This window comes from Synechococcus sp. CBW1004 (genome assembly GCF_015840715.1).
Classification (GTDB): domain Bacteria; phylum Cyanobacteriota; class Cyanobacteriia; order PCC-6307; family Cyanobiaceae; genus Cyanobium.
This window is the reverse complement of record NZ_CP060397.1, coordinates 2,149,135-2,161,415: the sequence shown is the minus strand read 5'-3', so window position 1 is coordinate 2,161,415 and position 12,281 is coordinate 2,149,135. Positions and strand designations below refer to the sequence as shown.

Annotated in this window: 7 protein-coding genes; 5 read left to right on the top strand and 2 right to left on the bottom strand. The window is 57.3% G+C overall.

The window, feature by feature from the left end; all coding sequences use genetic code 11:
• Positions 1-51: 51 nt before the first annotated feature.
• The gene (locus H8F25_RS10295) at positions 52-621 is read left to right on the top strand and encodes a hypothetical protein (RefSeq protein ID WP_197210342.1); all 570 of its coding nucleotides are present in this window, start codon (positions 52-54) and stop codon (positions 619-621) included.
• Positions 622-1,052: 431 nt separating this feature from the next.
• Here H8F25_RS10295 and H8F25_RS10290 read toward each other — a convergent pair whose 3' ends face one another.
• The gene (locus H8F25_RS10290) at positions 1,053-1,913 is read right to left on the bottom strand and encodes a phytanoyl-CoA dioxygenase family protein (RefSeq protein WP_197210341.1); all 861 of its coding nucleotides are present in this window, start codon (positions 1,911-1,913) and stop codon (positions 1,053-1,055) included.
• A gap of 395 nt (positions 1,914-2,308) precedes the next feature.
• On the opposite strand from H8F25_RS10290, the gene H8F25_RS10285 reads away from it, so the two are divergent.
• The 4 genes from H8F25_RS10285 to H8F25_RS10270 all read left to right on the top strand — a co-directional run bounded on the left by H8F25_RS10285 (position 2,309) and on the right by H8F25_RS10270 (position 7,547).
• Positions 2,309-3,910: a tetratricopeptide repeat protein gene (locus H8F25_RS10285; RefSeq protein WP_197210340.1), complete on the top strand. Its 1,602-nt coding sequence runs from the start codon at positions 2,309-2,311 to the stop codon at positions 3,908-3,910.
• Between the two features lie 17 nt (positions 3,911-3,927).
• Positions 3,928-4,827, top strand: a complete 900-nt coding sequence (locus H8F25_RS10280; RefSeq protein ID WP_231596758.1) for an alpha/beta fold hydrolase — start codon at positions 3,928-3,930, stop codon at positions 4,825-4,827.
• A gap of 168 nt (positions 4,828-4,995) precedes the next feature.
• A complete protein-coding gene (locus H8F25_RS10275; RefSeq protein ID WP_197210338.1) occupies positions 4,996-6,570 on the top strand; it encodes a hypothetical protein in 1,575 nt (524 codons plus the stop codon).
• Complete coding sequence (locus H8F25_RS10270) at positions 6,570-7,547, top strand: 1-acyl-sn-glycerol-3-phosphate acyltransferase (protein WP_231596757.1); 978 nt, start codon at positions 6,570-6,572, stop codon at positions 7,545-7,547. Before H8F25_RS10275 ends, H8F25_RS10270 begins: the two co-directional genes overlap by 1 nt.
• Before the next feature lie 64 nt (positions 7,548-7,611).
• Here H8F25_RS10270 and H8F25_RS10265 read toward each other — a convergent pair whose 3' ends face one another.
• Positions 7,612-12,258: a type I polyketide synthase gene (locus tag H8F25_RS10265; RefSeq protein ID WP_197210336.1), complete on the bottom strand. Its 4,647-nt coding sequence runs from the start codon at positions 12,256-12,258 to the stop codon at positions 7,612-7,614.
• Between the last annotated feature and the right edge of the window lie 23 nt (positions 12,259-12,281).

Below are 12,281 nucleotides of genomic sequence, written 5' to 3'. Positions count from 1 at the left end.
TTTCTGGGTCAGCAGAAATGCAGAGTCTGGACTGGACCAACCACCACATTCATGGCCTCGAGCGACATAACCATGGGGTTGCCAGAGGCTTGCCTTCTCGAGTTGCGCTGGATCGGTGATCTCCAGCAGCAGATGACAGAACTCGGAGCAGGAAATCTGGGAATCAACCCCGGGATTCTCCCATTGGCTGAGGATCAGCCAATGCGGAATGCCTTCAAAGCGTTGCCGGACGGGTTCGGGGAGGAGCTGACCGGCTCGAAGCCTGACGCCAAATCTGGGCGGACTGCCGTCCTCGCGGGGAAGCGCCAGGAGTGCATCGAGTTGGTCGATGGCCTGGGCGATGGAGTCTTCATCGGAGAAGCTCCACTCCCAGTCAAGAATGCCAACGCCGCCGGCCCTGGCCGCAGCCAAAGCCGTCCCTGCATGCCCCATCCCAGCCGGGGCGACCGCAAAGCAAAGCCAACCGTGCTGGCCTGGCGACTGCGGCATGCCTACAAGGGACAAACGTTCCTGAATACTCTAGCAAACATCTCGGCAACGGAACTCGTCACAAGAGAGCATGAAACTGCAGCCGGACTAAGCAAGGTTCACAGCGAACAATCGGCCGATTCTTCGAGCTGATGCCCAGAAGGGACACATCAATCCAACTGGCTCTGCCCTGGCCGACCCAACTGACAGGCAGTTCACGGTTCGCCTGCACGGACAGCCGAGGATGGAATTGGTGGCAATGGTCAGTCGCACCGACGACATTGGGCAGGGCCACGAACGATCACCTGCAGGCACGAGGCGAAACAGACTGATACCGACCTGCGTTGGCCACCATTGCGCGGACACCCCCAACCAGGGCCGCCAGACAGGTGCATACCGTGAACTTGCTTGCCCGCAGGTGAAATCACGATGCTGATCCTGGATACAAAAACCAGGAAGCGCGTGGAACACACTCCCTGGCTGAAAAGACTTGATTGGTGCACACCAAGCTGATAAACGGGCACAAGCCGAACAGCCCAGTTGGCCAGGCAACATTTCAGGTCCGAAAAGGTGACAGGGCAGGATCAGTTCTCTGGGGGCGCTACAATCTTATTGAGGCCGAAACGATCCTCTCCTGTATACTGAACACAGCCCCATTTTGTGAGATCGTAGACATTGCCATAATGCTCGATCTTGCCTTCCGGCAGGAAATGGGCATAGGCCTTGACATCAGGAGTGATGACGCGGAAGTTGATGCCGAGGCGCCGCTTGCTGGAATTATTAGGCGGAGAGCCATGGACTGTGCGCTGATCAAAGATGAAGAACTCGCCTGGCTTGCACTCCATGTTCACCACGGAACGCATGTGCTCCTCAGTGAGATCGTAGTTGAACTGGTAGCCGAAGAAACCCTCCTTCTTGGCTCCGAACTCACGCTCATCCTCTTTGCTCTGCATGGAGACCTCCTGCTGAGAAGTCTTCATCTTGATGTTCTGAGTGCCAGGGATAAGCTGTACACATCCATTCTCGATGGTGGCCTCGTCAATGGCCATCCAGGCCGTGAGACAGTAAAGGCCGGTTGAGTCGGGCGGCTCGAGAATGGGATGGTCGGTGAAATCAGTGAACACCGCAGCCTTGTGCCAGGCCGTTTCGGGCGCGCCAGGAGGCTTGTAGAAAAAGCCTGAGCGCCAGACCAGAAGATCAGGTCCGAGGATTTCAGTCAGCCTGGACGCAATGGTCGGCAGGGTGAACAGGTCCCAGATGACACGGCAATCAAGATGGCGATCTCTACCGATGGGAAAACCGTAGATTTTTGAGGGACTATCGAGGACGTCCCGTTCGATTTCGCTGCGGATCTCCTGCATCTCTTCAGGCGTGCAGGCCGGAAAGGGTCCTGCGAACCCCCTGGTCCGGACTTCAGACGCCAACTGGGATTCCAGTGTGTTCATCGACGCTAGGGCCTTGAAATCAGATGTGATCCTAGCCCGGATCGACAGGGTGCAACACAAAAGCAGGCTTCTGAAACCGGAGAAATGGCAGGTCCTGCGCGAGGCGACGGCCAGGAACGGCAGGGTGATGGCCCTGACACAGCCCCTCCATCCAGCGCGACGGCATGGGATGGGGATTCCGATCCCCATTGGGGATGGAGAAATGGGGTGATTCCAGAGCGCTCGGCCATGAGCCGACAGGTGATGTGATCAACACAAGAACGAAACGGCCACCATCGGCGATGCCGGGCAGGCGCTGCAGCCTGTTTCTTGCCCTGGTGGTTGGCAACCGCTTGGCCTGGGGAAAGACCTGCTCTGGTAGGTTGTGAGCACGAAAGCATAGAAACACTGCAACCGTGGAGTTCACAACAGACATCATGGCGCTTGAGCCAACGCTCGAAGAAAACTTATTGATGGGCCAGGCGCTGCTGCAATCCAGGCAGCTGGAGGCGGCGGTTGAAGAATTTCAAGCAGCTCTTGCGAAGGCCCCTGAACTGGCACATATTCATCTTGCACTAGGCAAGATATACAGCCGCAAACACGACTACGAGAAAGCCGAGGAAGCATTCACCAATGCGGCACGGGTGGATCCTCTCTCGGCCCAGCCGCTGCTGGCTCTTGCTCGGCTGCATCTCCATCGTGGAGAGCTCGACAAAGCGGTTGAAGGCTTCAAGGCGGCGCTGGCGATCGACACAAGGTCAGATGCGGCCATGGTTGGACTGGGGAAGATCGCCTTGCAATGCGATCAACTCCAGGAAGCCGAGATGCAGCTTCAGAAGGCACTGGAAATGGTGCCCGAACTGATCGAGGCGAAATTGCCACTTGCCGAGGTCTACCGGAAAGCCAGACGCTGGGACGATGCGATCAGGCTGCTCGAACATGTGCCTGCGGGGAGTCCTCAGGCTCCAGTGGTGAAGCCGAAGCAGGCAGATCTGCTGCTGAGTTGCCATCGATACGATGAGGCACGCGTTGTACTGGAGCGACTACGAGCCGATTATCCGTTGATCATCGGGACAACGGGTCCGGCCCAACTTGATATGATGACGGCCTTTCTTGCTACGGGGAATGTAGAAGCGGCCAGGGAAGCCGAAAGCACAACAACCGACTTCCGGAGATTGGCTGCACGACAACAAAGACTGAAGGGAGTGATTCAAATCAGAGAGGGCGATGATCAGGCAGCCATGGACTGCTTCCTGGGATCCTGGGAAATCGACGAGCAGATCCGCGCAGACGACCAACAACAGCGACGCTGGGAGGGAAGTGAAGGCGGGGGATTCCTGCTGGAAAACCTCGCAAGACTGCAATTCAGCCTTGATGCACGACCGGTGGTTGACCTGCAGGATGGCCGGATCGTCGGATGGGAAGCCCGGGTGAACTGGCAGGATCAACTCAAAACCATGATCCAAGACCAGGAGTTCGCGAAAGAGATGGAAGGGAGGCGGTTGTCACGCCCTCTGGGCTGGTGGCTGATGGGAGCTGCATGCAGGCATCTCGGCAGCACACTCGGAAGCGATGGCTTTGTCTGCATTGAGCTGACAAAACAACAGCTGCTCGATCAGACACTCTGCGAACAGATGAGCCTGGCTGCGGGAGCATTCCAATTGCCGGTATCAGTCATCATCCCAGGCATCTCGAACGACGTGATCGATTGGTCTGACACGGCATGGCTGGAGAATCGGGCGGGGATGGAACGCCTCATGATCAGACTGGCTGTGACAGCCGAGTCGGCTGGCAGCGAACAATGCCGACTGGTTGATCAAGGAAATGCAAGGCTGCTTAGATTCTCGTGCAGCAGCATATTGAACGATGCCTCCATGGCTGGGATGTTGCAGCAAATGCACTCAGAAGAAGTGGAAACGCTGGCATTCGGCATTGAGACCGATGAGGCGGTCAACAGGTTGCGCGAGATGGGAGTCAAATACGGAATTGGCCCGATGTACAGCATCAAACAACCCTGAGCCCTGCCAGAGAAGCCGTGCCATTCATCACCCTTGGGCCAGTCAGAGTTCACTATTTGCAGCTCATCCCAGAAAGTCAAGGGATAGGGGACGTGCCCGATATCGTCTTTATTCATGGGTTAGGCGCCAACCTGGGCTTCTGGTATTTCAACATCGCGCCGGCTGTCAGTGACTTCGCTCGGGTCACGATGTTTGACCTGCGTGGACACGGGAGAAGCTCCATGCCGGAACATGGCTATCGGATGCAGGATCTCGCCGGTGATCTGGAAGCATTGCTTGATCATCTCGAGATTGGCGCACCGCATCTGGTTGGCCACAGCCTCGGTGGGGCCGTGATGGCTGAGTTCGCAGCAAGTCATCCTGATCGGGCTGCGAGCCTCACGTTCGTGGATGCCCGTCTCAAACTGTTCCAACCAACGATGACACTGGCTGACTGGCCCCACTGGGAAGCGGTGAAACCGGTGTTGGATGAACTGGGAATTGTCCTAAAACCTGAGGAAGGCGAAATCAGCTATCAACTGCTCCGTGAAATCGCAAGACTGCAATGGCTTGCGGCAGATCGAGGCGAAGAGTTGATGAAGCGATTGTCGGGGTCGTTACTGGCCGGCTTCACCTTCACGGGGGCAGGTGGACGGCGGGCTGCTGGTCAACTGCTGAGGTTGTTGGAGTCGACGACGGCGTTGGCAGAAATGAGCAAGCCAGATGAGAAGACACTTGCACAGCTGAAGTCGATTCAATGCCCGGTAGCCGCAGTTTACGGAGCTGAGTCACAAACGCTGGCGACACACAAGGCACTTCAGGACGTGTGGCCTGACCTGAACTCATGGATCATTCCCAATGCCGGACATTTCTTCCCCACAACAAAACCAGAGTCCTTGAATACGGCATTGCGTGAGTTCTATCAGAACATCCTCTGAGCGGCAACAAGCGGGCACGAGTCGGCTGGGGCGCCATCCAGGCGATTCCAGCAACAGGATTTCTGCTAGCGTGAGGGCAAGTGATCAGAGCAGCTCTGTGCACAGGCTGGAGACTGGCGTTTTGTGGGATCAAACATGGCAGACGAATCCAGCTGAGGCATCGGTCGCGTGACAACAGAACCTGAGAACAATCAAAACAGCAAGGATCTTGGCGGGCTGCACAGAAAGCACTTCAGATGTCTGTCACTGAATGGCTGGGAGCAGACGCATAGTGATTACCTTTATTCGATGGCGTGGTTTGAAGGAAAGCTCTATTGCGGCACAATGCGCGGTAGCCTCATCTTCATCAATCTGCGGACACCCCCTCCGCAGATGAAACCATTCCCGATCCCGATTCCGGAGGATCCATTCGCGCTGGACATTCGTGCACAGATCTGGTGCTACACACCAGAGACTGATCGTTGGGATCTGGCTTATCAGGCCCCCATTGTGATGGGACGGTTCGGCCAGGAGGTTCCCCGCGAGGTGGGTTATCGCGGAATGGCGGTTTTTCAGGGAAAGAGTGATCGTAAGCCAGCTCTGTATGTCTGCACACTGAGCCCAGCAAGAAGCACCGGGCCCGTGATTCTTCGCTCAGAAGATGGTCGTGAGTTTGTTCCCGTGACGGATCCAGGCATGGGCCTGGGCCTTGTCGGTCTGAACTCATTTCGATTCCTGGAAGTGTTCAACGGTAAAATCTATACCTCTCCGATTGGCGGAGTCCAGAAAAAAGTAGATCAGTCGAAGTTTATCAATAGCGTGGTGAACTCAAGCGCATCACCCATCGTCTACGAATCGGATGATCCAGCCAAGGGGAAGTGGCGACCGGTGAGCACATCGAAGTTCGGCGACGAAAACAATACCGTCGTCTTTTTTGTGACAGCATTCAACAACCATCTATACGCCAGCACATTCAATGTCGTCAGCGGCTTCCAGATCTGGAAAACCCGCGGGGAAGGCGATGCTCCCTATGAATGGAAGAACGTGCTGCGACTGGGGGCCTATCGCGGTAAATTCAATCAAGGCGTCATCTGGATGCACCCTTTCAAAGGTGCTCTTTATGCCTGCACGGGCATACAAGACGGTGGCTACGACCGCAAGAACAAGATCGGGCCTGCAGCTGGCGAGGTGATCCGAATCTATCCAGATGACAGCTGGGATCTTGTCGTCGGAACAGCCAGACTCACCCCCCATGGCCTCAAGATTCCGACCAGCGGCCTGTCACAGGGACTGGACAACTATTTCAATGGCTATCTATGGCAGATGTACGAATACGAAGATCATCTCTATCTATCCACGATGGACTGGAGCGTGTATTTGCGGTATGCACCGACAGATCGCTGGGCAGCTGCAATCCGCAACCTGGTGATCAACGCCCAAGGAGGAGTCGAAGAGATTGTTAACAAGGAAGGAGGTGCCGACCTCTGGAGAACCCAAGATGGGGATCACTGGGAACCCGTAACAAAAACTGGATTCGAGAATCCATACAATGTCGGCATCCGGAAACTTCTGCCCACGCCGATTGGCCTCGCAGTTGGAACCGTGAATCCCTTCAGCCCCAAGGTGGCCGTGAAGGAGAATGGTGAATGGCACTACATTGAAAACCCACGCGGTGGAACCGAAGTGTGGCTGGGGCATCTCAGCCACGCCACACAGCAGCCCTTGCGTGACGAGGATGTGCAACGGCTCAGGCGCAACGCCTGATGGCGTCACCTCTGACTAAGATGAGATCACGATCAATGGGGCGAATGGTAGCGGAAGAGGATCGAAAACCCAGTTATGTGCGTCGAAAGCCTCTCAAGCCAGATCCCTTTCAACTTGACAAGGCGCAACTCAAAGCCCTCAAACAGAAAATCGACCTCTCGAAGGCGGCACCTGGTTTTCTTGACTATGCCTTTGATTTTCACGCACTCAAAGTAACGGGCATCGAGAAGTTACCAAAGACCGGCAAGCCAATCATCTTTGTCTGCAATCACACAGGAACACCGCTGATCGCCAACGCTTGCGCGGTTCCGGAGACTGTGCTGCTGCTGAGCCACGTCTTGCATCACTATCGACGCAAGACAGTCAGACCATTGATGGGGCTGGAATACTATCAGGATGAACTGGCATTTGTGCGTCACCGGCAGATTTTTGAGCCGCTCGGGTGTGTTCCTCTGACGCTTGAAAATGGCATCCAGCTGCTTGACATGGATGAGGATGTCTTGATGTATCCAGAGGGAGAAGACTCGGTGCCTCCCTATCAGACACGCCCCTTCTTCTGGGGATTCGCAAAGATGGCATGGATCGCCGAAGCCCTGATTGTGCCGGTTGCCGTGCTGGGGCCACACGAAAGCAGGTTGCGGATCGATGTCAATCGAGGGCCGATCGTGTTTGTCACCCCAATCAACAATCCGAACAAGGTCTCGTATCACATAGCCTTCCTGCCCGCCTTTGATGTCCGGCACTATGTGCCGAAGCTCGCTGATGTGGACAAGCTATCGGCCTTCTGCCAACGGGTCCGAAGAGCCATTCAAGTGACATTGGATGGTGAGGCACTCAACCGGCCGATGGTGGAAACGGCGCGGCAACTCCAGGTTCGACACGGGATGTCCACAGGACGGGTCGATCGAAGCCAGATCGACGGAAGCTCTCCCTCCTCGGTGGCAAGCGGTGACCCCGCCACAGATCCAGACGGCTGAGCCGCAGGAGAACCGAGCTCAGGGAGCGGGCTTCAGGTGCTGAGGGGCGGGCATCTCTCGCTGATCAGAGCAGACAGACAGCCAGAACGTCATCCTCTGTGTACCAGATGCGTACCTCGAACGACTGACCCGCATGGCTCAACCAACATTGACTGAAATCAGTGGTGTAGTGCTGCAGTTCCCAGCTGTAGGGATCGCCCTGCAGCCCAGTGCCATGGGCCTTGGATGCAGCCTCCTTGGCACACCAGATTCCGAGCATGGCAAGAGACCGGGATTCTGGCTCAAGCTGGTACAGCAATGACCGTTCTGCGTCACTATAGGCATCAGCCAGCAGATCAAAATCAGGTGCGGCTGAACGTCGCTCAAGATCGACACCGATTGGTTGGCCGGAAGGTGCAACGACAGCAAGAGCATGACCCTGGCTGTGACTGATCGAGAGCGAGGGCAGCATATATCCATCCAACAGGGGGCAAACAGCATAGGGCTGTCCTTCCGGGGAAGCGCAGATCTGAATATCGACAGGGGCCAGAGCGACACCATGCAGCTGCAACGCCCACTGGCGGATTGCATCCTTGGCCGCAATCCGACCAAGCAACCACTCGCTGCGACGGGGGCCGCCCTCAGGGAGCAGGTACCACGCATCACGCTCGGGCTGGGACAACATGAGATGAGCCAGCATTCGGCACCAGATACCCCATGATTTGTCCAGAAAATGATCAGGGAAAGGTGCGACCAGCCTGCAGAAGGTGCCCGTCTCAGCCTGCAGATAAGGGACTGAAAGATATTCAGTGCTCGGCTGGAGGCGGCAGGGATAGAAGTTGTTGCGTGGGACCTGATAACAGATATCGGTCCAGTTCTGGATACGAACCAGCAGCGAACCGCTGGAGTCGAGCAACTCGAAATGAGCCTGGATCTGGTGTTCGCTGGTGAAGCTCAGCCAGCAACGACAGAGAACCTGCGTTCCGGCAGGAAGTGGCGGAGCGTAGCAATGCAGATCTGAGATCTGGAATGGGAAGCAGTAGGAATCTGCGGGGCCCCACTGCTCCGAGATCCAGTAGCCCACCAGTTGACCGGCGGCGTCGAGCAGACCGGGATCAAGGATGAATCGGGGTTGGCTGGTTGCTCGGAAGAACTGAGAAACAGGCAACACGAGCAGATCCGCTTCGATTCCATCCAGAGACCACTGGCGCAGATGCCGGACGCCCTGAAGGCGTGGACCATGGAACATGCAGGTGCGATAGAGATCCTCGTCCACAAGAGCTGGCAACAGAGGTTCGCTGAGTTGGAACGTGGAAGCGATGGGAGCAACCGGCACACCTGCAGAGAGGCGCACATCACCTTCAAAGACCAGGATCGGCTCGCGACCGGCATCGATCTGGAAGATACGCGCCTGAATGGTGACGAATTCGCCAACCTTGCCTGCCTGCTGGGCCTCGACACGTAGACAGAGATCGCCGCGATCGAGTGCAAGCCAGCGATAGCCACGCAGGTTATGAAGGCTCACCACCTCAAGGCCTGGCCCAGCCAGGGCACTGGCAGCCTCCGCCATCATTTCCAGGCTGAAGGTGAGCGGGATGACCGGCAGTGGCTTGAGCTCCGTCTGATGAGCGGAGAGTGGACCACCAAAGACATGATCCTCGAGAAATGGATCCTCACTGAGGCTGAAGCGTCGCTCACAGGCGAGTCGATCGGCAGAGCGGGCCACGACCCGGCCAAGCAGGGGCCATTGGGCCGGATCCAGGAGGCCATCCGCAACCAGCTGAGCCCCGCTCGCTGATCCCGCCTGGGGTGCCCCCACATGCGTGGTCGACAGTCGGCTGTGGAGCATCGCAATGAGGTCGGCAGGCAGAGTCGCCACAGGCAACGCGGTCGACAGCAACGGTGGAAGATCCGTGACAGTGGGCGCGGCCTCGAATGTCAGATGCTGAAGCTGACGGCGGCTGAACAGGGGAGTCACATCCAGCTCGACACCGCTGACGAACAGCTGGCCGAGCATGAGCTGGAGCTGTTCAAGACCAGACTTGTTGCGGTTATTACTGGCAACGGAAAGGCTGTCCTTGTGGCCGCGCAGGATATCGGTGACAAATGCAGTGAGATTGGAACTGGGTCCGGTTTCAATGAACTGTCTGAAACCGTCCGCATGGAGTTTCTGAATCAGGTCACGAAACAGAACAGGAGCCATCCACTGATGAGCAGCCAGATCACGCATCTTCGACGGCTCATCTGGGAATCGCTCACAGGAGGCACAGCTATAGACCGGTGTTGTGGGGACCTGGAACGGGAAGCTGTCGTAGAACTGACGAAGGGCCTGGGCAACCTCAGCAAAATGGGGCGTATGGTAAGCCCTGTTGAATGGGAGCTCCATGCAGATGCCGCCTTTCTCCCTGAAGAGATCTGCAAGCACCTCCATCGGCTGAGGCGGCCCGAACACAATGGCCTGATGACTGCAGTTGTCCATGGCAATCACCACATCATCTCCGTAAGGAGCTATCGCCTCGTGGATGGCGTCAAGATCAATCCCACCCACCGCGAGCAGAACGCCGACACGCACCAGGCCCCCCGCCTCCGCCTGACGGATGATGCGATCGAAATCACCCATCTTCTCGATCAGATGAGATTGCTGCTCATAGGTCACCATGCCTGAGGCGGTGAGCGCGGAGTTTTCGCCGCTGCTATGGCCGACCATGGCGTCAGCCTTGAGGCCGAACGACCGGATCAGCTCATGCAGGGCCATGCTGGCCACGAAAACGGCCGCAGGGCCGACCTCCATGCCATGGAGACGAGCACTGGCCGCCTGCTGCTCAGCCTCCGTGGTGCTGGTGGGAGGCGGAAAGATGGCACTGCTCGGAGCGGGACGATCGGGGGATCCCAGGGCCTGATCGAGCAGATCAAACCAGCGCCTGATCTGCGGGAAATAGATACAGAGATCAGCCAGCATATCTGGATACTGCGCTCCCTCACCAGGGAAAAGGAACACACTTTTCCCTGCTGGACTGGACCCTTCACCGTAAAAGATGCCGCTCCTGGTCTTGAACTTCTGCAACGGCTTCTCGAGCTTCTGAGCCGCTGTGGTCAGCTTATCCCTCAGGTCATCGGTATCGTGAGTCACGATCGCGAGGCGGCATGAGCCGGTGACATCCCGGGCCGATGTGTAGGCAACATCGGCGAGATCAGGACTACAGCCCTGATCAGAGGCCGCTTCCAGATGAGCGAGCAAGGCCTGAATGCGCTGGTGCAATCCAGCTGCAGTCGGTGCCGTCAGCAGAACCAGTTCAGTCGGCCAGCAGCTGTACAGCTGCACGTCTGGATCACCTGAGGCAGGCCGATACTCCTCAAGAATCGCGTGGGCATTGATGCCACCGAATCCAAATGCATTGACCGCAGCTCGCCGAGGATGGGCAGGATTGCCATGAATCCACGGACGGGTTCGGTTGTTGATGTAGAAAGGTGTCGCCTCGATCTGAAGATCTGGGTTGACACGCTGACAGATTGTTGGCGGCAGAACCTTATAATATAGAGCCAGAATCGTCTTGATCAATCCAGCTGCCCCAGCCGCAGTGGTACAGTGCGCCACCATCGATTTCACCGAACCAAGGGCGCAGTGCGGGGCCTGCGAACGATCTCCGAACACCGAGCGCAGCGAGGCGATCTCCGTTCGATCGCCGAGAGGGATGCTGGTGCCGTGCGCTTCGACGAGACCGATCGTCCGCGGGTCGATTCCCGTGTCGGCATAGGCCCTGCGCATGGCCAGAGCTTCCCCTTCCAGACGCGGCGCCACACTGCTGAGGGCTTTGCCATCGCTCGCCGATCCGACCCCCTTGATCGCGGCATAGATGCGATCACCATCCGCCTCGGCATCAGCGAGACGCTTCAACACCAGAATGCCAAGCCCCTCTCCAAGCAACGTACCGCTCGCCGCTTCATCGAAAGGGCGAATGTCCTTGCGTGTCAGAGCACCCAACTGGTTGAAGATCAACGAGATCGGAGCTGGCGTTGATGCGTTCACGCCGCCGACGATCGCAAGATCGCAGCGGCCTTGCCGCAACTCCTCGATTCCGAGATGAACGGAGATCAGAGAAGACGCACAGGCCGCATCCACCACATAGTTGGGCCCCATCAGATCGAGCCGATTGGCCACGCGCCCTGTCACGTTGTTGGGGACCAGTCCAGGGCACATCTCGGCAGTGAACGGGGGCAGACTGGCCTTGAGTCCCTGCTTCACGCTCTCCAGTGTGGCCTGATCCAGCTGAGGAGCGAGCTGCTGCAGCAGATCCATGGTCTGATCCACCACAAGACCGTGCTGGAGAAGATTGGCGAACCCCCTGTTCATGTAGCTGCCGTAGCCGAGGATGAGCGCGGTCCTCTCGCCATCAAAGGGTCGCAGCCCCGGGGACGCTGAGCCATATCCGGCATCTGCCAGGGCCTGGGAGACCAGTTCGATGGCCAGGTACTGATCGGGGCCACCACCATCGATGGCACGCGGCATGATCCCGTATCTGACTGGATTGAAGCGCGCCAGATCGTGCAGAAAGCCGCCTTTATCGGTGCAGAGGCGATCATTCTCACTGGACGTTGGATCGAAGGAGTCGCGCAGCCATTCAGGACTGGCCGCCGTCACTCCATCGACGCCATTGCAGATGTTCTGCCAATACTTCTTGAGGCCATCAGCCTTGGCGAACAGTGCCGACATGCCGACAACAGCGATATCCATCTGCTGGCATGTCGACTGGTGGG

What these genes read in the sequence shown, in the direction of transcription:
- H8F25_RS10295 (WP_197210342.1), top strand. Translation starts at nt 52, where the DNA reads ATGGCCTCGAGCGACATAACCATGGGGTTGCCAGAGGCTTGCCTTCTC.
- H8F25_RS10265 (WP_197210336.1), bottom strand. Translation starts at nt 12,258, where the DNA reads ATGGATATCGCTGTTGTCGGCATGTCGGCACTGTTCGCCAAGGCTGAT.
- H8F25_RS10290 (WP_197210341.1), bottom strand. Translation starts at nt 1,913, where the DNA reads ATGAACACACTGGAATCCCAGTTGGCGTCTGAAGTCCGGACCAGGGGG.
- H8F25_RS10270 (WP_231596757.1), top strand. Translation starts at nt 6,570, where the DNA reads ATGGCGTCACCTCTGACTAAGATGAGATCACGATCAATGGGGCGAATG.